This window comes from Streptomyces triticagri (genome assembly GCF_003429565.1).
Taxonomy (GTDB): Bacteria; Actinomycetota; Actinomycetes; order Streptomycetales; family Streptomycetaceae; genus Streptomyces; species Streptomyces triticagri.
Window position 1 is genome coordinate 133,930 of record NZ_QUAK01000194.1, and the last position, 20,382, is coordinate 154,311.

The 20,382-nt window shown below is 69.8% G+C and carries 27 protein-coding genes; 26 read left to right on the forward strand and 1 reads right to left on the reverse strand.

Annotated features, from left to right (window positions below; genetic code table 11):
* The first annotated feature begins 31 nt into the window (after nucleotides 1-31).
* The 18 genes from DY218_RS27115 to DY218_RS27200 all read left to right on the forward strand — a co-directional run bounded on the left by DY218_RS27115 (nucleotide 32) and on the right by DY218_RS27200 (nucleotide 15,025).
* Nucleotides 32-382: a hypothetical protein gene (locus tag DY218_RS27115; RefSeq protein WP_128558759.1), complete on the forward strand. Its 351-nt coding sequence runs from the start codon at nucleotides 32-34 to the stop codon at nucleotides 380-382.
* Nucleotides 382-867 carry a hypothetical protein gene (locus DY218_RS27120; protein WP_128558760.1) on the forward strand — a complete coding sequence of 162 codons (486 nt, stop codon included), beginning with the start codon at nucleotides 382-384 and terminating at the stop codon, nucleotides 865-867. Before DY218_RS27115 ends, DY218_RS27120 begins: the two co-directional genes overlap by 1 nt.
* Before the next feature lie 24 nt (nucleotides 868-891).
* Nucleotides 892-1,395 carry a PKD domain-containing protein gene (locus tag DY218_RS27125; protein WP_128558761.1) on the forward strand — a complete coding sequence of 168 codons (504 nt, stop codon included), beginning with the start codon at nucleotides 892-894 and terminating at the stop codon, nucleotides 1,393-1,395.
* Between the two features lie 3 nt (nucleotides 1,396-1,398).
* Nucleotides 1,399-1,602: a hypothetical protein gene (locus DY218_RS27130; RefSeq protein WP_128558762.1), complete on the forward strand. Its 204-nt coding sequence runs from the start codon at nucleotides 1,399-1,401 to the stop codon at nucleotides 1,600-1,602.
* Nucleotides 1,602-2,180 carry a hypothetical protein gene (locus DY218_RS27135; RefSeq protein ID WP_128558763.1) on the forward strand — a complete coding sequence of 193 codons (579 nt, stop codon included), beginning with the start codon at nucleotides 1,602-1,604 and terminating at the stop codon, nucleotides 2,178-2,180. Before DY218_RS27130 ends, DY218_RS27135 begins: the two co-directional genes overlap by 1 nt.
* A gap of 28 nt (nucleotides 2,181-2,208) precedes the next feature.
* Entirely contained in the window at nucleotides 2,209-3,135 is a 927-nt protein-coding gene (locus DY218_RS27140) for a hypothetical protein (protein WP_128558764.1), read from the forward strand.
* Entirely contained in the window at nucleotides 3,132-3,698 is a 567-nt protein-coding gene (locus DY218_RS27145) for a hypothetical protein (RefSeq protein WP_128558765.1), read from the forward strand. The genes DY218_RS27140 and DY218_RS27145 overlap by 4 nt, the downstream gene beginning before the upstream one ends.
* A 20-nt stretch (nucleotides 3,699-3,718) precedes the next feature.
* Nucleotides 3,719-4,117: an HK97 gp10 family phage protein gene (locus DY218_RS27150; protein WP_128558766.1), complete on the forward strand. Its 399-nt coding sequence runs from the start codon at nucleotides 3,719-3,721 to the stop codon at nucleotides 4,115-4,117.
* Between the two features lie 57 nt (nucleotides 4,118-4,174).
* The gene (locus DY218_RS27155; RefSeq protein ID WP_128558767.1) at nucleotides 4,175-4,642 is read left to right on the forward strand and encodes a hypothetical protein; all 468 of its coding nucleotides are present in this window, start codon (nucleotides 4,175-4,177) and stop codon (nucleotides 4,640-4,642) included.
* On the forward strand, nucleotides 4,639-5,205 hold the full coding sequence (locus DY218_RS27160; protein WP_128558768.1) for a hypothetical protein: 567 nt from the start codon (nucleotides 4,639-4,641) through the stop codon (nucleotides 5,203-5,205). The genes DY218_RS27155 and DY218_RS27160 overlap by 4 nt, the downstream gene beginning before the upstream one ends.
* 128 nt (nucleotides 5,206-5,333) lie before the next feature.
* Nucleotides 5,334-8,018 carry a phage tail protein gene (locus DY218_RS27165; protein ID WP_128558769.1) on the forward strand — a complete coding sequence of 895 codons (2,685 nt, stop codon included), beginning with the start codon at nucleotides 5,334-5,336 and terminating at the stop codon, nucleotides 8,016-8,018.
* Nucleotides 8,019-8,632: 614 nt separating this feature from the next.
* Entirely contained in the window at nucleotides 8,633-8,875 is a 243-nt protein-coding gene (locus DY218_RS27170) for an endonuclease VII domain-containing protein (RefSeq protein WP_233521924.1), read from the forward strand.
* Nucleotides 8,847-10,127 (forward strand): hypothetical protein, encoded by a 1,281-nt coding sequence (locus tag DY218_RS27175; protein ID WP_147336181.1) that lies wholly within the window; start codon nucleotides 8,847-8,849, stop codon nucleotides 10,125-10,127. The genes DY218_RS27170 and DY218_RS27175 overlap by 29 nt, the downstream gene beginning before the upstream one ends.
* A gap of 7 nt (nucleotides 10,128-10,134) precedes the next feature.
* The gene (locus tag DY218_RS27180) at nucleotides 10,135-11,310 is read left to right on the forward strand and encodes a hypothetical protein (RefSeq protein WP_128558771.1); all 1,176 of its coding nucleotides are present in this window, start codon (nucleotides 10,135-10,137) and stop codon (nucleotides 11,308-11,310) included.
* Between the two features lie 23 nt (nucleotides 11,311-11,333).
* A complete protein-coding gene (locus tag DY218_RS27185; RefSeq protein ID WP_128558772.1) occupies nucleotides 11,334-11,591 on the forward strand; it encodes a hypothetical protein in 258 nt (85 codons plus the stop codon).
* A gap of 1 nt (nucleotide 11,592) precedes the next feature.
* Entirely contained in the window at nucleotides 11,593-13,575 is a 1,983-nt protein-coding gene (locus tag DY218_RS27190) for a hypothetical protein (protein ID WP_128558773.1), read from the forward strand.
* A 65-nt stretch (nucleotides 13,576-13,640) separates the two neighbouring features.
* Nucleotides 13,641-14,015 carry a hypothetical protein gene (locus DY218_RS27195; protein WP_128558774.1) on the forward strand — a complete coding sequence of 125 codons (375 nt, stop codon included), beginning with the start codon at nucleotides 13,641-13,643 and terminating at the stop codon, nucleotides 14,013-14,015.
* Nucleotides 14,015-15,025, forward strand: a complete 1,011-nt coding sequence (locus DY218_RS27200; protein ID WP_128558775.1) for a phage baseplate protein — start codon at nucleotides 14,015-14,017, stop codon at nucleotides 15,023-15,025. Before DY218_RS27195 ends, DY218_RS27200 begins: the two co-directional genes overlap by 1 nt.
* 255 nt (nucleotides 15,026-15,280) lie before the next feature.
* Here DY218_RS27200 and DY218_RS27205 read toward each other — a convergent pair whose 3' ends face one another.
* Nucleotides 15,281-15,526 carry a hypothetical protein gene (locus tag DY218_RS27205; RefSeq protein ID WP_128558776.1) on the reverse strand — a complete coding sequence of 82 codons (246 nt, stop codon included), beginning with the start codon at nucleotides 15,524-15,526 and terminating at the stop codon, nucleotides 15,281-15,283.
* Nucleotides 15,527-15,700: 174 nt separating this feature from the next.
* Between DY218_RS27205 and DY218_RS27210 the strand changes: the two genes are divergently transcribed.
* The 8 genes from DY218_RS27210 (at nucleotide 15,701) to DY218_RS27245 (ending at nucleotide 20,348) form a co-directional block, all read left to right on the forward strand.
* Nucleotides 15,701-15,961 carry a hypothetical protein gene (locus tag DY218_RS27210; protein WP_128558825.1) on the forward strand — a complete coding sequence of 87 codons (261 nt, stop codon included), beginning with the start codon at nucleotides 15,701-15,703 and terminating at the stop codon, nucleotides 15,959-15,961.
* Nucleotides 15,933-16,466, forward strand: a complete 534-nt coding sequence (locus tag DY218_RS27215) for a DUF6879 family protein (RefSeq protein WP_128558777.1) — start codon at nucleotides 15,933-15,935, stop codon at nucleotides 16,464-16,466. Before DY218_RS27210 ends, DY218_RS27215 begins: the two co-directional genes overlap by 29 nt.
* Before the next feature lie 25 nt (nucleotides 16,467-16,491).
* Entirely contained in the window at nucleotides 16,492-17,340 is an 849-nt protein-coding gene (locus DY218_RS27220; RefSeq protein WP_128558778.1) for a helix-turn-helix domain-containing protein, read from the forward strand.
* Nucleotides 17,341-17,403: 63 nt separating this feature from the next.
* Nucleotides 17,404-17,751 carry a DUF6415 family natural product biosynthesis protein gene (locus DY218_RS27225; RefSeq protein WP_128558779.1) on the forward strand — a complete coding sequence of 116 codons (348 nt, stop codon included), beginning with the start codon at nucleotides 17,404-17,406 and terminating at the stop codon, nucleotides 17,749-17,751.
* 423 nt (nucleotides 17,752-18,174) lie between these two features.
* Nucleotides 18,175-18,618: a glycine-rich domain-containing protein gene (locus DY218_RS27230; protein WP_128558780.1), complete on the forward strand. Its 444-nt coding sequence runs from the start codon at nucleotides 18,175-18,177 to the stop codon at nucleotides 18,616-18,618.
* 19 nt (nucleotides 18,619-18,637) lie between these two features.
* Complete coding sequence (locus tag DY218_RS27235; protein ID WP_128558781.1) at nucleotides 18,638-19,516, forward strand: protein kinase family protein; 879 nt, start codon at nucleotides 18,638-18,640, stop codon at nucleotides 19,514-19,516.
* Between the two features lie 35 nt (nucleotides 19,517-19,551).
* Entirely contained in the window at nucleotides 19,552-20,031 is a 480-nt protein-coding gene (locus tag DY218_RS27240; RefSeq protein WP_128558782.1) for a hypothetical protein, read from the forward strand.
* On the forward strand, nucleotides 20,031-20,348 hold the full coding sequence (locus DY218_RS27245) for a hypothetical protein (protein WP_128558783.1): 318 nt from the start codon (nucleotides 20,031-20,033) through the stop codon (nucleotides 20,346-20,348). The genes DY218_RS27240 and DY218_RS27245 overlap by 1 nt, the downstream gene beginning before the upstream one ends.
* The last annotated feature ends 34 nt before the right edge of the window (nucleotides 20,349-20,382 follow it).

Here is a 20,382-nt window from a genome sequence, read left to right on the forward strand (position 1 = left end):
CGGGGTCCATTCGACCGAGAGGGGGCCCGCCGTGGCAGGGCCGACGACCATCACCTGGGGCGACGGCACGCCCCTGCAACCAGGCCCCGAACAGGGCACCGTCCCGCACACCTACGCCCTACCGGGCACATACACCGTGAAGGTGTGCGACCGGGTCCGCCCGGACCTGTGCGCCGACGTCGAAGTCACGGTCCCCGCCGCCCGCTTCACGCTCACCGCGACCCCGGACCCGGCCGACCCGGCCCGTTTCCACTTCACCGCGGCCCACGTCACCCCGCCCGATGCCGCCGTCGCCTTCACCTTCGGCGACGGGAACCACGGCCGGGCCGACGCCATCGGCGGCACCGCCACCATCGCCCACACGTACACGAGGACGGTCTGATGGCGACCCAGCACACCGACTACCTGAACCTGCCCTACCCCCAGGACGTGGATCCGCCCCGCGGCAATGCCCAACTCGAGGATCTCGCGACAGCAGTTGACCGGTCCGCGTGGGCCGAGATGCACGAACTGCCCCTGGCCGCGGAGTACCTGACCGGCCAGGCCGCCTACTACGTGCAATTCGGCCGCGTGCACCTGTGGGGCCAGATCCGCCGTACCGACAACCAGCCCATCGGTTCCGGAACCGCCACGTTCCTCACCACCTGGCCCGAGGACTGCGCTCCCGACGCCTTCTACTCCTTCGCGTCCTCGGTGGCCGGGCTGACCACCTCCGGCATCGCCCCCACGGTTCGTGTCGATGTCAGCACCGGCTACATGCGCACCGTGTCCTCGCCGTCGACGTTCACCTCGCTGAACCTGCACGGCCTCACCTGGCCCCAGGCCACCGTCCCCGTCGGCCGGGCCCACCCCGTGCCCTATATCTAAGCCCTCCTTGCGGAAGGAACCGCCATGGCCACCACGTACACCGTCACCGCCACCTCCGGCGAGGAGACAGACACCGTAGACGTCACCGTCCCGGCCGCCGCGCCGGTCGTCGACATCGTGATGGACGACACCGACACCACCGGCATGACCGCCAAGCTCACCGTCGTCTCCAACTCCGGCGACGGCCCCGTCACCGTGGACTGGGGCGACTCCACCACCGTCATCGACCCGGTCGAGGTCGGCGCCACCATCACCCACAAGTACGCCACCGCCGGCACCTACACGGTCAAGACCACCTCCAAGGCGGACACGACCGCGTTCGACGAGACCGACGTGAGCGTGCCGTTCAACATCGACCTGGAGATCACCGCCGTCCAGGACGACGACAACCCGGCGCTGTTCCACTTCACGATCATCGGAGCCGACGAGCCCACCACGACCGTCGACTTCGGCGACGGAAGCCAGGCCGCCACCGTCCAGACACCGGCCGGCACCGGCACCGTCGACCACACCTACGCCCGGGTGTAGGGCGTGTCCGAACAGCCCACAGAGCCGCTGGCCGCAGCCCAGTACACGGTCACCGCCACCTCGGGAGAGGAGGTCGGGCACGCCACCGTGAGCGTGCCCGGCCTGCCCGTCTGGGCCGACGTGCCCGTGAAATGGGCGACATGGTCAGCCGTGGATGCGCCGACCTGGACGGCCATGACGACGTTCCCCCCGAAGGAAGACGGCTGATGGGCACCACACCCAAGTACCGGCTCCCGTATCCGGAGCCCGGCGACCGGCCGGCCGGCGACGCGCAGATCAAGGCACTCGCCGTCGCCACCGATACCGCGATCGGCAGCGCGCCGGCCCCCGCGGCCGGGTACTGGCTGGGCGGCAACGCCACCAACGACATGTCCATCAGCACGTTCAGCTCCGGCACGGAGATCCCCCTGGCTGCCCGATTCCAGGACGGCGCGAGCGTCAGCGGCGGCCGGGTGGTGCTGCAGTCGGGGCTGTGGGTCGTGCAGGTGACCATGCTGTTCACCGCCAAACAGGGCGACTTCGGTTCCGTACTGCTCGACCTGGCCGGAGGGCTCATCGCCAACTCGGGCTGCGTCGCCGTCACGTCCAGCCCGGCGAGCGGCGGCACCGACAACGGCACGTCGGGCAAGCGGCAGGTGATCCACACCCAGGGCATCTTCGAGGCCGCCGCCGGCACTACCGCCACCGCCCACATCGCCACGAGGACCGGCGGCAGCTGGTCCGGGTCGAACGCCTACACCATGAACCGGGCGCTCGTGACGTGCCAGCGCGTGCAGAAGACCTGACAGCCCGCCCGCCGAAAGGAACGCCGCGATGTCCATCCAGGACGGGCCGTGCGCCCCGTGGCCCATCGACCCCTCGTGCTGCCCCACCTGGCCGGACGACGAGGCCGACTGGGAGCCTGCGCACCACGCGGCCGCCGAGGTCGCCACCGAGACACTGTGGCGCCTGAGCGCCGGCCGCTACGGGCTGTGCGAGGAGTACATTCGGCCCTGCCGCGCCGCCTGCTACACCCCGAAGTCGGGTGCGGGCGGCGGTGTGCTGGATCCGTACATCGACAACGGCCGATGGTTCAACCGCACCTGCGGCTGCACCACCGGCTGCCACTGCGGCACCCTGTGCTCCGTCGCCCTGCCCGGCCCCGTGCACGACGTCGTCGAGGTCAAGCTCGACGGCCGCACCGTGCGGAACTGGATGCTCCTCGACCAGGGCGGCCGCACCGAACTCGTGCGCACCGCCCCGGAGCTGTCACCGCCGCTGCTCGACGTCCTGCCGGACACGAGCGACCCGACGGGCATGAGCGTCCTCGCCATCATCGACAACACCGCCGGCGCCCCGCCCGGCGACGACCCGGGGTGCTGGCCGAACTGCCAGAACCTCACCGCCCCCGACACCGAGCCGGACACCTTCTCGGTGCGCTACCTGCGCGGCATCCGGCCCCCGGCCGGCGCCGTACGCGCGGTGTCCTCGCTCGCCTGCGAGATCGTCAAGCAGTGCCGTGGCGCACGCGATTGCCGGCTGCCGGAACGGGTGAAGTCCATCACCCGCGAGGGCATCACCATGGACGTCTTCGACCCGGGGGAATGGCTCGACAAGGGCCGCACCGGCCTGCCCGAGGTCGACAGCTGGCTGAGTGAGGTCAACCCGAACGGACTGCGGCAGCGCGCCGCGGTCTTCAGTCTCGACCTGCCCGCCGCCCCGCCCAGCCTCGGCCGGAACACCCCCGGAGGCCTGTGGTGAACCGGCTTGATCTCGCCGCACCGGCGGCCGAACCGATCGACCCGTACGACGCGGACCCGAAGATCGGCCCGCTGATGCGCGATCTGCTCGCCTGCACGTGCGCCCAGCTGGAGGCGATCGGCCGCGCGGCGTGCGCGTGCTGCGTCGTGTGGGGCGACGACCGGCCGCCGGCGGACTTCTGCGACTGCACCTGCGACGGCGGCCACGGACAGGCCTGGGTGCGGCTGGTGAGGCTCGACCCGCGCCAGACCGGCAGCACGATCCCGCGATCGATCACCGGCCGCGCCGGCGGCTGCCACACCCCCGTACGGTGGCGCGCCGTCGTCGAGGCCGGTGTCTACCGGTGCATCGCCGTCCCGGGCGACGACGGATCGCCGCCGGGCTGCGAGGAGCGGGAACGCGACGCGTACGCCCTCGTCGCCGATCTGCGGGCCCTGAGGGGCGCGTTCGCGTGCTGCGACGCGCTGCGTCCGTACGCGCCGCTCACCCCGCTCTCCGCCGGCCCCACGCCGAATCAGGGCGGATGCGGCGGCGCCGTCGTCCAGTTCGCCCTCGACCTGTAACCGGAAGGCTGGGGGAGATCGTGCCGACGCGTGTGAACATCCGGCTCAACCAGGCAGCGATCAACCGCCTGTTGTCGCCCCAGGGCGACATCGGTGAGCGCGTCGAGCGGGTCACGCGGGCCGTCGCCAACCGGGCCCGGCAGCGCGCCCCGGTCGACAGCGGGCACCTTCGTGCCTCGATCCGCTCCGCCGTGCGGCAGGAGGGCGGCCGGATCGTCGGCCGGGTGTGGACCGACGTCGACTACGCGAGCATCGTGCACAACGGCCGTGGCCCCGTCGTGCCGCGGCGTGCGAAGGCGCTGCGATTCCAGATCGGTGGGAGGACGATCTTCGCGCGCCGGGTCGGGCCCGCCCGCGGCCAGCCGTTCCTGTGGGAGGCGCTGCGGGCTGAGTCGCCGTGGCCGGTGCGGCGCCGATAACCCGTGCCATACGCTGAGTGTCCATCTGATTGCACTACGTGAAGGGGCGTGGGGTGCGTGAAGAACGTCATCCTCGACACCGACGATCTCCGCCAGGCACGATCTGAATCCGCCGGTCAAATCCGCCTCGACGGCGAGCTGTACGACATCAAACGCCCCAAGCGAGCAGCCGGCATCTCCATCAGCCGCCTCGCCCAGCACGCCAGCGACGACCCCGACGAAGGCGAAGCGCTCGTCCGCAAGCTCCTGCAGAGTTTCCTCATCGACCGCCAGGACGTCGACTACCTCACCGACCGCATCCTGGACCTCGACGACGACCTGGACCTGGACGTCATCAGCAGCATCATCGCCCGCATCCAGGAGCACTTCGACGAGCAGGACAAGGACACCGGCGCCGCCCCCTCGGCGCGCGCCCGCGCCGTACGCCCGCCCTCGGACCGGCCCAAGCCCCGCGCCAAGAAGCGCACCGCGGCGCCCCGAGCGGCCAAGCCCGCGGAGGGCAGCAAGACCGCCAAGTCGGCGTGACGTTCGGCCCGAGCAACGGCGGACTCCTGCCGTTCCGCATCGACGGCGGCCGTGCCTGGCACCTCGACATCCCCGCCGACGGCCGCCGACTGCTCACTCACGCCGCCATCGGCGATTACACCGAACTCGTCCCCGCCCTCGTCGTCGAGCAGTCCTTCCTGACCGAACTCGCCGACGACACCAGCTCCCTCGACCTGGACGACTGCCGCACCATCGCCGTCGAACTCGCCGAGGACATCTACGGCGTGCCCTGGTGGACCGCGGGGCGCCTCGCCGCCACCGCCCTGGAGCACTGGGACCAGTACGGCGCCTACACCGTCACCGTCGCCCACGACGCCACCGCCGCACTGCCCGCGCACCGGCACATCGCCGCCATGCTCGCGTGGCTGCGCACCGCGGTCTCCGCCGACGAGAAGAGGGCCCGCCGCCTCGAACTCGACCTGTTCAACCCTCCGCCCGAACTCGCCACCCGCAAACGGCTCCTGGCCGCCCGCAAGCGGCAGACCAACGGCGATGCCAAGGGCTTCCTGCAGCAGGTCGCAGGCCTCGGCGGAGGCGGCTGACCCCCCGACGGCTGCCATACAGGCCGCGCTGCGGGCTGTAGCCTGATACGCGAGTCGCCGCTGGTTACGAAGGGCCGGGCGCAAACCCCCACCTACGGGTGGGCGGCTTGTGTGCCCGGAGGTGAGCGGTGGCTGAGGAGGGCCGCGCCGAAGTCGTCGTTGTCGCCGACACCTCCCAGTTCCGGCGGCAGCTCGACAACGAACTCTCCCGCGCCGGCCGCGACGCCGGCCGCAGCCTCGACCGCTCCCTCAAGGCCTCCCTGCGCCGCACCGGCAACCAGGCCGGACGGCAGATCGCCCGCGACATCCAGCGCGCCCTGCGCCGCGTACGGGCCGAAGTCCGTATCACTCCCGACCTGCGCCGCTTCCGCGCCGAGCTCCAGCGCCAACTGCGCACCCTGCGCCCCGTGCAGGTCCGTGTCAGCCCCGACGCGGGACGCTTCCGCGCCGAGCTCCAGCGCGCCGCCCGCGGTATGCGGCCCGTCGTCGTCCCGACCACACCCTCGACCACCCCCACGCCGGGCGGAGGAGGTGGCGGCGACCGCGACATCGACCGCACCACCTCCTCCCTGCTGCGCCTCGGCTCCACGGCCACGTCCGTGGGGAAGATCCTCACCAAAGGTCTCCGCTTCACGGCTCTGACGACCGGCGCCATCGCCGCGGCCGGCGCCGTCGGCTCTCTCCTTGCCGCGCTCGCCCCGGCGGTCGGCATCATCGCGGCCCTGCCGGCCACGTTGGCCGGCTCCGTGGCGATCTTCGGCGCGGTCGCGCTCGGACTTGACGGCATCAAGGAATCCGCGAAGCAACTGCAGCCCGCGTTCAACGGCCTGCAGAAGGCCGTCTCAGCACAATGGGCGCAGGCCCTCACCCCCGCCTTCGCGAACCTCGCCGCCGTCTTCCCCACCCTCCGCGCCGGGTTGACCGGGATCGCGGCCGAGTTCGCGAAGGGCGCCGCCCAGGCCGTCAACTTCGCGGCCTCGACCAGGGGCATCAGCCAGATCTCCACCATCCTGACCGGGGCCCGGCAGGTCACGGCGGGACTGGGCGCGTCCCTGCAGCCCCTCGTCCAGGGCTTCTTGAACGTCGGCGCCGCGGTGTCGAAGGCATTCGGCCCACAGCTCGGCGCGGCGATCGCCAACGCCTCGGCCCGCATGGGGCAGTTCCTGGGCTCCGCCCAGGGCGGCAAGGCCGCCGTGGGATGGGTGCAGGGCGCCATGACCACCTTCCAGCAGCTCGGCGCCGTCCTGTCACCCCTCATCGGGATCTTCGCCGACCTGAGCAACGCCATGGCCGCCGGCGGCGGGTCCGGGCTGACCGGACTGGCGACCATGCTCGAAGCGGTCCGTACCGCGCTCACACCGCTGCTGCCCGCGATCCAGCAGATCTCGTCCGCCTTCGCGGGAGCGTTCTCGAACGTCGCGCCCGTCCTGCAGCCGATCGCCGCCGCGTTCGGCCGGATCCTCACCGCCATCGCCCCACTGATCCCCGTGGTGGGTCAGGTCGCCGCGACCATCGGACAGTTGCTGACCGCAGCGCTCGGAGCGCTGCTGCCCGCGATCCAGCCCGTCATCTCCGCGCTGACCGGATCCCTCGCGCCGATCCTGCCGCAACTATCCACCGCGTTCGCCCAGCTGATCGGCGCCATCGCGCCGGTCGTGGCGATGCTCGGCGGGATGCTCGGCGACGCACTGAAACTGATCCTCCCGATCGTCGCCGAGCTCATCCAGGCGCTGGCCGGCGCCCTGGTCCCGGTCTTCGCGGCACTGATGCCGGTGCTGCAGCAGATCCTGCCGCCCGTCATGCAGCTGGTCGCCGCGATCGGCCAGGCCCTCATCCCGATCGTGCAGGCCCTCGGCCCGATCCTCGCCGCTCTGACCCCGGCCCTGGTGCAGCTGGCACTCGCGTTCATGCCGGTCCTGAACGTGATCATCCAACTCGCCCCAGTGCTCACCCCGTTGATCACGCTGGTCGGTCAACTGGTGGCCTGGTTCCTCCGGCTGATCACGCCGCTGATTCAACTCGTAGCTCCGCTCCTGGCCCTGGTGCTGGAATTCCTGAACGTCAGCCGCGCCCTGTCCACGGTGATCAAATGGGTCGGGCAGGCCATCGCCTGGTTCGCGCGCATCGGCCCCGCCATCACGGGCGCCGCGTCCGGTGTCGGACGGGGAATCTCGCAGATCATCGGGTTCTTCCGTCAGATGCTCACCAGCGTCCTCAACGTCGTCATGAACATCGTGCGGAGCGTCTCGACCGGATTCGCCAACATGATCAACGCAGCGCGGAACATCGTGTCGACCGGACTGAACTGGATCATCACGCGCTTCCGGAACCTCTGGAACAGCATCTCCGGCATCCTCGGCGCGCTGGCGCGCAATGTCCGAAACGCCTTCCGCAGCGTCCTCAACGGCGCCCGCGACGCGGTCCGCACCGGACTCACCGCCATCGTCGGGTTCTTCTCCGGACTGTGGGGCCGGATCAAGAACGCACTCGGCAACATCAAGGACAAGATCATTGACGCGATCAAGCCCGACATCAGCTTGAACCCCGCGGATTGGTTCGCGAACGGCGGCGTCTTCAGCAGCCCCCGCGTGATCGGCGTCGGCGAGGCCGGACCCGAAGTCCTCATCCCCCTGACCCGTCCCGACCGGGCCCGCCAACTCGCCCGCGAGTCGGGCCTGCTGAACATCCTCGGCAACGCCAAGGGCGGCCAGACCACGATCAACAACACCTGGCACGTCCAATCCCGCGCCTCGGACCCCAACGTCCTCGCCCACCTGATGCTCGGGCACATCGCAAGGGCGGCCGGCGCATGATGACGATCACTCAAGTCTCTCCTGCCACCTGCGTGTTTGTGAGAAATAATGATCGCATGCCTAAGCCGCTTTGCCGTGTTGAAGGATGCACTCGTCAAACACAGCGACTGGGAGTCTGTTTCACCCATGCGCACACAGAGCCCGCCTATCCCCGCTGCTCGTACCCCGGGTGCGAGCACTACCTGAATGGCAGCGGCCTGTGCTCCACGCACTACTCGATGCAACGGCGCGGCGAGGAGCTCCGGCCCATCATCCAGTGGTCGCTGATCGACTGCCGAGGCCCGCTGTGCGAGCGCAAGGCCGCGTACCGCAACGGGTACTGCGTCCGACACAACGAGCAGAAGAGGACGACTGGTCAGGTCTGGGTGATCGGGCAGAAGAAGCATCCTGGCCGTTCACCAGTCACCGAGTGCGTCGTCGACGGATGCACTGCCACGGAAATTGCCGTATACGCACGCTGCTTGGAGCATGCCCGCGACTTTCACGGATCTTGCTGGCTCCACTGGTGCGATGCGCCGGGTCATCACCACAGCACCGGCATGTGCAGACGGCACAGTGCACAGCAGCGGTCGATGATGCACAGCTTCGGATTCGGATGGCAGCGCTTCCTGGAGATGTCGGCAGCGCAGAACCATCGTTGTGCGATCTGCGGTGCACACGGTGACCCAGCCGACGACAACCGCCTGCATATCGACCACGATCACGACTCCGGCCTTGTCCGCGGCTTGCTGTGCGGGCTGTGCAATCGGGGAATCGGTGCACTCCGTCACGACCCGGAGACCTTGCGGTCCGCCATGCAGTACCTGGCGGACACCGACACGTCAGGGGGTGAGTCCAATTTGGGACGGCTATCTTGAGTTGGGGGGAAATGAGGTAGTTAACAGCCTCCGCGCCCAGGCGTACGCGGCGAACGCCGGCGTGAACCTGGCGTGCGAGGACTGCCCCGACCTGCCCGAATCCGTCGGTGACGAGCCGTACTTCACGCTCGACGCGGACCCGGCTCCCTGGTACGACCCCAAGGCGCCCGAGACGTGGGGGTTCTACGGCGTGCTCGGCCTCGGCGTCACCGGCTTTGCCGGCGCCCCCATCGCCCGCGAGGCAACCGATCTGATCGGGGACGGCGCGTACTACTCGCCCCCGAGGCTCGGGGCCCGCGAGATCGCCTACACCGTGGCCCTCGTCGCCCGCGACGAGTGCTCGCTGGCGTTCGGCCTGCAGTACCTGTCCTGGGTCCTCAACGGCTCCTCCTCGTGCCAGGGGTGCGCCGGTGACCAGATGTGCCTGTTCTCCTGCTGCCCCGGCATGGCGCCCTCGGCGTACGACCCCGGCGACGCGGAGATCCGCCATCTCTACGACGTCACCCTGATCGAGGCGCCCACCATCGCGCCCGACGCCATCCAGGAGTTCGGCGGCCTCCTCATCGCCACCACCACATTCACCCTCGCCGCGCAGAAGCCCCACATCTACACGGACCCGCTGGCGTCGCTCGGCGACTGGACGCTGATCACCAGCGGACAGCGCCTCAACGGCTACGACCCCGACGAGGTCATCAAGGAGTGCCGCCAGCCCCCCAACTGCCTGGACGACGAACAGTGCCCGCCGCCGGCCGACCCACCCCGGCCGCCGCAGATCGTCGACCCCTGCTACCCGACCGGCCCGGACAACTGGTGGCGCACCCGCATCCACCTCTCCCCACTGGACCAGCCCCAGTACATGGAGGCCGTCCCGGTCGTGGAGATCGACACCGGCGCCGAGGAACTACGCCGCGTCGTCGTCCGGTTCTGGCTCAACCCCCAGGATCTGCCGTGCGATCAGGTCAACGACCCCTGCCAGGCCTGCCTGGACATCACCGTGCCTTTCCTGCCGGCCAAGTCCCGCCTGACGGTCGACGGCCGCACCCAGCGCGCGCAGGTCGAATGCCCCGACATCACCACCGGCCGCGCCTCGTACGCCACCCCGCAGCTGTACACGCAGCTCGGCGGGCCGTTCGTGTGGCCGGTATTCGAGTGCCCGACGGGCTTCTGCATCGAAGTGCTTGCCCCGCGCGCCACGGTCGCCGACGACGCCCGCATCCGCGTCCAACTCGTCCCGCGCAGCCAGGTCGGGTGAGGCGCAGATGGCGAACGTACGCGGACCCCTGGGCTGCGCGAGCGACTACCAGGCCCAGATCGTCTGGCGGGAGAACGGGCGCGTCTTCGGCAGCCCGGTGCTGGACGGCGTGACCGATGTGGGCTGGTCGCGGAGCCTGAACGACGTCTCCGAAGCAACCGTCACCATCGCCCGGCAGGGAAACGACCCCGCCTGCTGCGGCATCCTCGGCGAGGTCACCCCGTGGGTGCACGAACTCCTCATCCTCCGCGACGGCGTACGCGTCTGGGAGGGCCCGGTCATCAAGGTGACCGAGGGGCGCAGCGAGATCGTCCTGGAGGCGAAAGACGTCTTCGCCTACCTCGACCGCTGCAAGAACACCTTCAAGATGCGCTACGTCGAAGCCACCCCGGACGAGGAGGGCCGGCGGCGTGGTCAGGTCACCTGGATCGCCGAGCACATCCTGCACCTGAACCTGGAACTCTCCTCGCTGTCGCAGCCGCCGGACTACCCGCGGATCATGGAGTACATCGTCCGCCGGGACAGCTCGAAGGTCATCAAGTACGAGAAGGACGGCTCGTCCAACACCTCGGTGTGGGCCGAGTACGTGGGCAACATCCTGCGCGCCCTGAACAAGCGCGGCCTGCACTGGACCACCGTCGGCCGCACCCTCTACCTGATCGCCGGACTCTCCGAGAACGACCCGCCCCTGGCCCGCCTCGGCCTGGACGACATCCTCGGCGACCTGCAGGTCATCACCGACGGCAACGCGCTCGCGACCGCGTCGTGGGCGCACGACCAGGACCAGCAGGACATCAGCAAAGGACGGGCCGTCGGGACCGGGTACTTCGGTACTGCGTACGGCCGCGTCGACCTCATCACCCGAGTCGACGAGGAAGAGCCCGACGAGGAAGACCTGCGCGAAGCGGCCCGATCCGCGCTCGCCGGCCGGTACCCGATCCCGTGGGCGATCAGCATGCCCGAGAACAGCCAACTCCACCCGGACACCCCGCTCGACGTGAACGACCTCGTGTGCGGCGAACGCGTCGATGTGTCCACCCAAGGCATGTGTACCGAGCTGCTGCAACCGTTCCGGATCTCCGACGTCGAAGGCACCTGGTCGCAGAAGACCGGCGAGAAGATCGCGATCACTCTCGTGCCGCCCAACGCCCTGTCCGGGGACACCCCCGCCCCCGGCGACTAGAGCACAGCTAAGGAGCCACGACGATGACGTCCACCGCCGTACCCGGCCAGCGGGCGGCACAGCGGCCGATGGTGGCCGCCATGCAGTCCAACGCCGCGATCGGCCGCCTCGCCAACCCGCCCGGGATCCTCGCCAGCGAGATGAGCTGCGAAGTCAACGGCGAATGGTGGCACCTGTACTACCCCGAGGGCCGCAGCCTGCAGCACTGGCGCCACGAAGCCACCGGCCGCACCTTCGCCGCCTACCCCGGGCCACTGAACACCACCGACGAGGAGGCCTGACATGCCCAGGTGCGGATGCGGCCAGGGCTGCTCGTGCAGGGTCCTCGGAATCGACCCGATCTTCGTGGAGGGCAACGGCTCCGCCTCCACCCCGTACATCATCAGCCTGGAGCACAACGGCCAGACCGGCGCGTGCGCGCTGGTCTCGGCGATCGGGGACCACGCCGGTCCCGGGCTGCGCTACAACCGGCCCTGCGAACTCGCCACCTACGCCTCCGCGGACGCCGGCAACCAGGTCGGCTACGGCTCCGACGGCGGCCTGTACGTCCCCGACCCGGACAACGAACTCCCGCCCAGCCTGCGGTGCGTGCGCACCGTGGAATGGCTCGCCGCCCAGGAGTTCTGGCACGGCGGCTACAACGGCGCCGGCTCCAACATCGCCCCCTACGGCTCGATGTCGGCCATCGAGCACGCCGCCGCCCTGAACCTGCCCGCCATCCGGATCCGCCCCAAAATCACCGCCGACGGGCGGATGGTCATCATCAACGAGCCGGACCTGACCCGGCCGGCGGACTACAGCCCGCCCGCCCTCGTCGAGGGCACCGAGCCCAAGGACGTGCCCTCCCAGACCATCCGCGCCATGACCAACCGCGTCGCGAACTGGTACGGCCTCGGCTACGACGACGAACCCATGCACTTCGTCTCGGACGCCTGGGCCGACTACGGCGACCGCTTCGTGTGGTTCCTGTACCTCGACAACGCCGACGTCGATGCCGGCCAGCACCTCGCCGTACGTGACGAGATCCTCGCCTGGTGCATGCAGGACCAAGTCGTCGTCTGCACCGGCCAGTCCCGCCGCTCCGCCCTCCAGCCCCTCACCGACGCTGGCATCGCCATCGGCGCGTTCGTGAACGCGGCCGCCCTCGAAAGCGGCCTCACCCCGCAGGAAGTCCTGGACGCCGGCTGCACCTGGGCACTCCTCGAACGCGACATCGCCCCCGACGCGCTCACCCCCTGGGCCGAGTCCGCACTCAACGCGGTGCAGGTCAACGTCAGTGTGCGCGTGCAGGCCGACGCCGCCCGGGATGCCGGCATGGCCGGCGTGCTCTCCCTCGACCCGCCCTACACCAGCCGCACCGGATACGTCGGCCGCGACCAGTGGTTCACCCAGTCCATGATGTCCGGCCAGCTGTCCGCAGCCACCGTGCTGCGCAACCTCTACCGGCGCGAAGCACCCCGCGGCGTCAAACGCCCCTCGGGCGGCTGGATCTTCCCCACCCAGTCGACGATCCGCGGCGGCACGGTCCTGTTCGGGTTCGCCGAGAACACCCCCTCCACCGCGTACGGCTGGGACGTCGAGATCGTCTTCCACCAGGACGGCGGCCAGATGACCGCCGGATCCGCCGGCCTCGCCTTCGCCACGACCGACGACACCCCGGTATCGGCCTGGGCCCCCAACGCGACCGACGACATGTGGTTCCACGGCACCGACGTGCTGCCCGCCCCGAACGGCTACGTCTTCACCTTCACCGCGGCCGGGAACATGACCCTGTACCGGCTCGACAACGGCGCCACCACCCAGCTCGCCACCGCGGCCCCGGTCGGCGGCGGGATCGTGCGCTCCGAGGTGTACCCGTTCCGCTGCGAGATCGAAGGCGACACCGTCCGCGCGGTCCGCCTCGACCCCGAATCCGGCAACCCGGTCCAGACCGTCGAGGCCACCGACGCCACACACCGCGGCGTGTACGTGCACGGCTACAAGTACATCGGCGACACCGCCCTGGAGTGGGACGTCGCCTTCCGCAACCTCACCCCCTCGGCGCCGGCGCAGCGCCTCGACGACGACACCGCCGGCATTCTGGCCGGGCCGCGCATCGACGAACCGGCGGCGACCGCGGACCCGCTGCCGCCGGACCAGGACGACGGGTGGGAGGACAGCGTGCCGCCTATCCCGCCGGAGGCCGGCCCATCCGACGAGCCGTATCCGCCGCCGCTGACCGGCCCGGACCCGGAGCACCCGATCAAGCCCACTGGAGGGGTGTAGCTATGTACGGTGGCTGGGCTTTTTGCTCGTACTCCGGATCGTGGACCGTCAACACCAGTACCGGCATGCAGGCGTTCCCGATCCGCCGGGCGGCGGGCACGTACGACATGCAGGAGTTCTGGAACCCCGACATCCGAGGCATCGCCCCGTCTGTGGCGGGCTGGTACCGGGTGTCGTGGAACTTCACCGTCGAGCAGGCGGACGCCGCGACGAACCATCAGTTCAGTGTGCAGATCCTGCCGCAGTACACGACGAACGCCTTCGGCGCGACCACGACGTACTACGGCAACGGCACCAACTACCTGCATTCCGGGGTGCACACGGTGCGGGTCGAAGACCTCGCCGAGGAAGGCGTCATCCACCCGGCCGTGGACGGCTTCTCCGAGCCGTTCAAGGTGCGGGCGGCGCAGATGCTCGTCGAGTACGTCAGCGGCCTGTGATGACCACCCCACCGCCCGAACACGATGCCGTGGCCGATGCGGCGTGGCCGCGCAAGGGCTGCACCACGCCGCACACGCCGTGGCTGCTGTCCCGCTCCACCGTCCGCCTCTCGGAGGTGCAGCCCGAGTACACGACGGTCATGCAGTCGTGGAACTGGGACAACAAGACCGCCGACCTGTACACGGTGCAGATCGTCCAAGGCGGCGTCCTCATCCCCGGCGAGTCCGGCGCCGGCCCGTCGCACGATCAGCGCACGGCCGCTGGTGACCTGTGCTTCACCCAGCTGTGCGGGCACGGCCACAAGCTGGCGACGATGTGGTTTCGCGGGTCGGGGCACGGCAACCAGATCGGCGTCGAGAACGATCCCGAGGACGGGTCGGTGTGGATCTGGACCGGCTCCAACGCCGAGGCCCAGGAGCCGGGTTCGGGCATCAACGCCCACTCCCGTTCCCTGGCCCGTATCCGGTTCACGGGCAACAAGGTCGTCACGAACGCCGGGATCACGCACTACAACCCCACCGGCCAGATGGAACACGGGGTATCGGTGAACGTCGACCCCACCCCCGAAGCCGAGCGCCTGGTCGTCGTCCACGGCGAAAACAACGAGTTCACCGCCACTCTCTACGACCTCGCCAAGGCCCGGAACAACCAGTGGGAGCCCCTGCACCAGCTCACCTATGAAACCGGGCAGCCGCCGCCCGAGGGCCCGTCCGTCATGCAGGGCATGGCCAGCCTCGGCGGATACTTCTACCTGCAGCACGGCCGTCCCGACGGCACCATGATTTGGATCGCCCGCTACTCCTGGACGACCGGGGTCATGCTGCAGAACACGCCGATGGGCCTGTCCGGGGTCGAGCCGCACCGCGAACCCGAAGGCCTCGCCGTCCAGTTGCCCAAGTTCCCCGACGGGCCACCCGTACTGTGGCACGGCCTCGCCACCGGCCCCGCCGGGAGCCGGAAGGCCGCGTTCGCGAGCATGGGCAAAGTCTGCGACTGCGCCTGCACGTAGAACCCGAACCCGACGTCGTTCCGCCGGCCCCGGGGCGGCGGCAACTCCTCAAGGCCACGGCCGGTGCGGCGGCCGTGGCCGTCGCGGCGCGCCTCGGCCTCCTCGACGCCTGCACCTGCGGTGAGGTGTCGTGCCTGGCAGACCTGATCGCACCGCAGCGGTGCGAGGCCTGCCGGGAGCATGGGTGAGCCCCCGACCCAGGAGGGAATCGGGGGCTTGCACCGAAGCGACCCGTCAGAGCAGTAACCGGTCGGGTCAGTAGGACAGGGTTCCGTCGCCGATGATGCACTTCCCGTTCGGCGCCGCGTCGCTGAGGATGTTCAGCGGCCCGTTCCAGTGCCACTGGGCGATCGGGACACAGAGCTTGTCCATGTCGACAATGTCGCCGTTGACGAGCGTGGTGTTGCCGTCGCCGTGCGCCGAGGCGGTGCCGGCGCCGAGTCCGGCCATGGCGACCGCACCAGCGGCGACCGCACTGGCCGCAAGGAGCTTCTTGCGCATGAGGGATTCCTCCAATTCGTCGGGCACTGAATAACGAGTGCACTGGTGCACGGGTGTCGCCGCCGTGCGGGTGGCCGAGTTCGATCGGTCGTGCCCCAACTCCCTTGACGGTGTTCGCCCGTGAGGTGAACGCTCGTGCAAGGTCATGCAATCGGCTCGACCAAGGAGGCAGCGGTGCCATTACGGTTCATCGGGATTGATCCAAAGACCGGACAGCAGGGTTCGCCCACGGTGTGGGTCGACGAAACGAACGCAGAGCTCGTCTTCCAGGGCTGGAAACCCAGCGCGGAGCTGGAGGCCGAGTGCGCGGCCACGGAAGTTCCCGGCCACGCCGTGGGGATTCCTCCGCACGAGGCCGTCATCCGCGTACCGGCACGCATGGTGCCGCTGATCCGAGAGGCATGCGATGCCGCAGAACGATCCACCCGGCTTTGAGGAACTCCTCGCCGCTGCCCAGCACTCCGCCTGCCACCTGGAGATGCGTGACGTCTACGGCGTAGGTGACGAACAAGCCGACTTCGAGCACTTCCTGCGCACCGGAGAGCGCGACACCGACCCCGCCTCCGAATACTGGACGCCGTGGGTCGACCTCATCGGCACCACGACCGCCCGCGGCGTCTCAGTACGCCGCGCTCGCATCGTGTCCGAACCCGTCACGCCGTACATCCGCTACGAGCACGCCGGAACGGGCGTCAACGTGCAGGCCGGTGAGGACGTGCGATGGCTGCCCCGGCGGCAGGCATCCGACCTCGCACTGCCCGGCAACGACCTGTGGCTCTTCGACCGCACCGCAGTGCTCTTCAACCACTTCGCCGGAGACGGCAACTGGAGCGAGCCGAAGTGGGAGGTCCGCACCGAGCCGTACGTGGTCGATCTCGCCGCGAGTGCCTTCGAGGCCGTGTGGGATCGCGGCATCCCCCACGAGAAGTACACCGTCTGACCCGCGCCGACCGAAGAGCCAGCACATGAGCGCCTCCCCGTCCTCCGCAGCCCAGGCCGCCCGTGAACGCCTCGCAGCACGCCTGCAAGTCCTGCGCGTGGACGCCGGGCTCAGTGGCCAGGAGCTGGCTCTTCGGTGCGGATGGAGCGCCTCGAAACGCTCCCGCATCGAGAATGCCCGCACCCCGCCGTCCGACGCCGACGTCCGCGACTGGTGCGCCGCCTGCGACGCCAACGACCAGGCCCCCGACCTCATCGCCGCGAACCAGCAGGCCGACGAGATGTACGTGCACTGGAAGAAACTCCACCGGCACGGCATGCGCCGCGCCCAGAGCGATGTCCTCCCGCTGTACGTGCAGACCCGCCACTTCCGGATCTACTGCTCGAACGTGGTGCCCGGCATCCTGCAGACCGAGGCCTACGCCACCGCGCTGCTCGGCACCATCGCCCGCTTCCAGCAGACCCCCGATGACGCCCCCGCAGCGGCCGCTTCGCGCCTGGAGCGTTCCGACCTGCTGCACGAAGGCAACCACACCTTCGCGTTCCTCCTCGAAGAGACCGTGCTGCGCTACCGCATCGGTGACACTGCGACCATGAGCGCCCAACTCGGCTACCTGCTGGCCGTGATGCCGCTGCACAACGTCAGCCTGGGCATCATCCCGTTCTCGGCCGAGCGCACCATGTGGCCACTGGAGGCGTTCTACCTCTTCGACGACCACCGCGTGTCGTCCGAGCTGCTGACGGCAGCAGTCAACGTGACTGCTCCAAGCGAGATCCAGACCTACGCCGAGGCCTTTGCCGCCATGAGCCGGCAAGCCGTATACGGCTCCCACGCACGCGCCCTGATCACCGAGGCGATTACGTCCCTCGGGTAGTTCACATGCAATCTGGTGCAACAACGTAGAGGCTGAAATACCGTCCCTGGCACCGTCATTGACATGACGACAGCAGAGCAGGACCCCGTGGCCCGCGACACGACAGACCTGCCGGTCGATGCCGCCGCCATCGGTCTGACCTGCGACTACGCCCTGTCCCCGCACTACTCGATCCCGCCTCGGCAGGAAGTCGACGACCTCACCGACCAACTGCGGCACCACCTGAGGCGCCTCCTACACCTACACACCACCGGCTCCGGGCAGCCCACCGACATGAAAGTGCGCTACGCCGTGCACGACGCCCACATGCTGCTGACAGCGGACCGCGTCGAGCGGCCCGTGGCCGGCTACATTCGCATGCGCGCTCTGGCGCGCGTCTGCCGCGTCCTCGCCTCTGCGAGCCCCCGGTGAGCATCGCGGGGGACTGGCTCCCCGACTCCGAGATGGAACGCTGCACCGCATGCCGGCAGCCACTGACCGGTATCCCTCAGCCCCGCTCTCAGCCGCGCATGGTGTGCCGCAACCGCCGCTGCTCCAAGTTCCAGCACCTGACCGACGACGACGGGCACCAGCGATGAACCGACATCGGCGCCGCATGCTCGTCGACCACGCGATCACCGCCACCGTGGGCGGTATGGCCGCGTTCGCGTTTGCGCTCGCCCTGTGGCGCGTGCTGTAACCCCCCAAAGCCCCGGCGCCCTCTCGACGGTCCCGTCCCGAAAACGCCCCTTCGGGAGGGCGCAGGCCACCACCTCCGCCCGGCCCGTGACGGCGCCGGTCCCCCCGGCCGGGGGCCGGGCGGAGCCCTGTCCCATTCCAGTGAAAGGACACACCGTGACCACTGTCGACCGCACACTCACCACCGGCCGCGCGCTCGTCGATGACGACCTCTTCGACAGCCTCGCGCAGTTCGTCACCGTCCACGACGACCAGTCCCGCGCCCGCGCCGAGGACATCGCCGACCAGGCGCTGGCGTTCCTCGTCACCGCCGCGACCGCGACCGTGCCCATGGTGCCGTCCGACGACGTCGACCTCGGCCTGCACGCCCTGATCCTCCACACCAAGGAGTACGCCGAGCTGTGCGAGCAGCACGCCGGACGGTTCCTGCACCACAACCCCAAGCCCGGAGGCGGCGGCCGTGACCCGGAGATGGTGGCCGCATCCGCCCGCGCGATGAAGGCGGCCGGATTCCGCGTTCACGACGACCTGTGGACCCACAACGGCGAAAATCTCGCCCAGTGCGATTCCGACTGCGGCCGCCCCTACGGCACCGCCTGACCTGAGGACGGGATCCCTCGTGCCATCGCTGCCCCCAGCAGCCCACGACGCCCTCAACCCGAGCGAGGTCCGCCTGGTCATGGACCGGCGCGGCTCGACGGTCTGGGACGTCACCACCGCGGACGGCCGCTACGCGGTCAAGGCCGGCTACCCCATCGAGGCCACCGAGCACTGGTCCGCCCAGCCCTGGACCGCACACGCACCGGGCCGGGAGGCCGCCGTGCTCGCCGCGATGAACACCCCGGTCACGACCGGCACATGGGCGTCGGGCACCTGGAACGCGCAGCCCTGGCACGAGGGACCCGACCTGCAACAACTGTGGGAACGCTACCGACTGCCCGGCTCGGCGGAGCCGATCCGCATGGACGCGGCGCTGGAGTGCGCCCGCGCCCTGGCCGACCTCCACGCGCGCGGTTGGGCCCACGGCGACGTACAGCCGGCGCATTTCATCCTCGGCCTCGACAAGACGCACCTGATCGACCTCGCACTCACCGCCGGCCCCGACGTCCCGGCAGATGTCGACTTCCCCTACCGGGGATGCCTGGTCCACTACGAGGCCCCCGAGATCTCCAGGTCCGTCCTGGAGACCGGCACCGCGATGCCCACGCAGGCCGCCGACGTGTACGCGCTCGGCGCCTCCCTCCTCATGGCCGCCCGCGGCCGCCGCTACGTCGTCTACCCCGACGACGCCTCACGCGCCGACCAGCGCACGGAGGTCGTCCACGGAGTCCGCCGCAGCATCAACGTCGAAGGGCCGCTGCACCCGCTGCTGACGGCGATGCTCGCCTACACGCCCCGCGGCCGGCCGACCATCACCGAGGTAGTCGAGGAACTGACAGGCGCCCACGCGGGGCAGTCTCGTTCTGCGGCCCGAGGGATGTTCCCGGGCTCCGTGTAGCGCGCCTCGCACGCAACCGACCTGGAGGACCCGGCATGACACCGCGACGGGCGGCCCGCCTCGCCCTCATACCCGCCACCGTCTTAGCGCTGCTCGGCGCCGACGGCGAGTGCTCGTCCGGCCAGGGCGCCGAGCCCGTCCCCGGCGGCCAGCGCCAGGGCCAGGTCACCGACGGACGCTGCTCCCACCACACCGGCCCGCCGTACGCGGCGAGCGGCAAGGTCTGGTCCCAGGCCACCGCCCAGTGCCGCGAAGCGGTCCTCAGTCACACGATGGTCCTAAAGATTCAACGCCGGAACGCCAACGGCGCCTGGATCGATCAAGCCACGGTGCGCGACTCCAAGGCGCCGGGAAAGATGCAGGTGAAGACCGTGCGAGCCGAAGCCAAATGCGTGCCTGGCTACTATCGAACAGTGCTGGACGCGTCCGTCCTTACGGTGAAAGACCCCGACGGCGCGGCCGACCCCGGGCATATTGAGAGCGACCCGCAGCTCATCGACAAGGAGCAGTGCTGATGGCGACGGACCGCGTTGTGCGCCTCGATCTGGGCAGCGAGACCCACAGGGCGGGACGCCGAGCGAGGCTCGCAGTCTGGTGCTGGGAGCACGGTCTCCGCCAGGCGAACAACGCGCTGATCGCCGCCATGGCCCGCCTCGGATACGCGCCCGCGTCGCCCGCCGGCGCCCCGTACGAGTCGTGCGCCGCCTACGAGCAGGCCACCGGCCGCACCTGTGGGTTCGACGCCCCGGCAGGCTCGACGGCCACGCACCAGCACTTCCGACCGCGGCCGCGCACGCGGCCGCGGCTCCTCGACTGGGAACGCACTCCCTGATCGGCCACTCAACCCGCCGAGCATCTAGTATCGA

Bases quoted from the DNA above. Each gene is read 5' to 3' on its own strand.
- DY218_RS27120 (WP_128558760.1), top strand. From the start codon at position 382: ATGGCGACCCAGCACACCGACTACCTGAACCTGCCCTACCCCCAGGAC.
- DY218_RS27125 (WP_128558761.1), top strand. From the start codon at position 892: ATGGCCACCACGTACACCGTCACCGCCACCTCCGGCGAGGAGACAGAC.
- DY218_RS27135 (WP_128558763.1), top strand. From the start codon at position 1,602: ATGGGCACCACACCCAAGTACCGGCTCCCGTATCCGGAGCCCGGCGAC.
- DY218_RS27140 (WP_128558764.1), top strand. From the start codon at position 2,209: ATGTCCATCCAGGACGGGCCGTGCGCCCCGTGGCCCATCGACCCCTCG.
- DY218_RS27170 (WP_233521924.1), top strand. From the start codon at position 8,633: ATGTCGGCAGCGCAGAACCATCGTTGTGCGATCTGCGGTGCACACGGT.
- DY218_RS27180 (WP_128558771.1), top strand. From the start codon at position 10,135: ATGGCGAACGTACGCGGACCCCTGGGCTGCGCGAGCGACTACCAGGCC.
- DY218_RS27185 (WP_128558772.1), top strand. From the start codon at position 11,334: ATGACGTCCACCGCCGTACCCGGCCAGCGGGCGGCACAGCGGCCGATG.
- DY218_RS27190 (WP_128558773.1), top strand. From the start codon at position 11,593: ATGCCCAGGTGCGGATGCGGCCAGGGCTGCTCGTGCAGGGTCCTCGGA.
- DY218_RS27195 (WP_128558774.1), top strand. From the start codon at position 13,641: ATGCAGGCGTTCCCGATCCGCCGGGCGGCGGGCACGTACGACATGCAG.
- DY218_RS27200 (WP_128558775.1), top strand. From the start codon at position 14,015: ATGACCACCCCACCGCCCGAACACGATGCCGTGGCCGATGCGGCGTGG.
- DY218_RS27205 (WP_128558776.1), bottom strand. From the start codon at position 15,526: ATGCGCAAGAAGCTCCTTGCGGCCAGTGCGGTCGCCGCTGGTGCGGTC.
- DY218_RS27215 (WP_128558777.1), top strand. From the start codon at position 15,933: ATGCCGCAGAACGATCCACCCGGCTTTGAGGAACTCCTCGCCGCTGCC.
- DY218_RS27220 (WP_128558778.1), top strand. From the start codon at position 16,492: ATGAGCGCCTCCCCGTCCTCCGCAGCCCAGGCCGCCCGTGAACGCCTC.
- DY218_RS27225 (WP_128558779.1), top strand. From the start codon at position 17,404: ATGACGACAGCAGAGCAGGACCCCGTGGCCCGCGACACGACAGACCTG.
- DY218_RS27240 (WP_128558782.1), top strand. From the start codon at position 19,552: ATGACACCGCGACGGGCGGCCCGCCTCGCCCTCATACCCGCCACCGTC.
- DY218_RS27245 (WP_128558783.1), top strand. From the start codon at position 20,031: ATGGCGACGGACCGCGTTGTGCGCCTCGATCTGGGCAGCGAGACCCAC.